The sequence below is a fragment of the Serratia sp. HMSC15F11 genome (assembly GCF_001808215.1).
Classification (GTDB): Bacteria; Pseudomonadota; Gammaproteobacteria; order Enterobacterales; family Enterobacteriaceae; genus Serratia; species Serratia nevei.
Genome location: NZ_KV792493.1, coordinates 1 through 853, shown reverse-complemented (window position 1 = coordinate 853; position 853 = coordinate 1). Strand labels below are relative to the sequence as shown.

General features: G+C 61.2%; 1 protein-coding gene. It reads left to right on the top strand.

Features of this window, described 5'->3' with window-relative positions:
• Positions 1–853 (top strand): membrane integrity-associated transporter subunit PqiA (pqiA, locus tag HMPREF3138_RS18135; RefSeq protein ID WP_246828736.1); only part of this gene is annotated, 853 nt, incomplete at both ends.

The following is an 853-nucleotide window of genomic DNA, read 5'->3' as shown; positions in this document are numbered from 1 at the left end:
TTGCATGGTGGCGATTATCCTGCTGTGCGCCAGAGTGCGCTTGCCGCTGGGGCTCAAAGAGTGGATGGCTCGGGTGCTGTTCCAGTTCAAGACCTGGTGCATGGTGGAAATTTTCCTCGCCGGGGTGCTGGTCAGCTTCGTCAAGCTGATGGCTTACGGTGATATCGGCATCGGCAGCAGCTTCGTGCCGTATTGCCTGTTCTGCCTGCTGCAGGTGCGCGCCTTCCAGTGCGTGGATCGGCGCTGGCTGTGGCAGGACATCGAACCGGCACCGCGTCTCGATCGCCCGCTGACGGTGGGGCGCACCGGCATGAGCCAGGGCGTGCGCTCCTGCGCGTGCTGCACGGCGATCCTGCCGGCCAGTCAGGTGCGCTGCCCGCGCTGTCACACCAAGGGCTACGTGCGCCGCCGCCACAGCCTGCAATGGACGCTGGCATTGCTGGTGACTTCTGTCATGCTTTATATACCGGCTAATCTGATGCCGATCATGGTGACCGAGGCGCTGGGCAACAAGATGAACTCCACCATCATGGCAGGGGTGATCCTGCTGTGGGGAGACGGTTCTTACCCGGTGGCGATGGTGATTTTCATCGCCAGTATCATGGTGCCGTCGCTGAAAATGCTGGCGATCGGCTGGCTGTGCTGGGACGCCAACGGCAGGAAGAAGCCGCGCGCCGACAGCGAGCGTATGCATCTGATTTATGAAGTGGTCGAGTTCGTTGGCCGCTGGTCAATGATCGACGTGTTTGTGATCGCCGTATTGTCGGCGCTGGTGCGAATGGGGCAGTTGATGAGCATTTACCCCGCGACGGGCGCGGTGTTGTTCGCACTGGTGGTGATCCTCACCATGTTC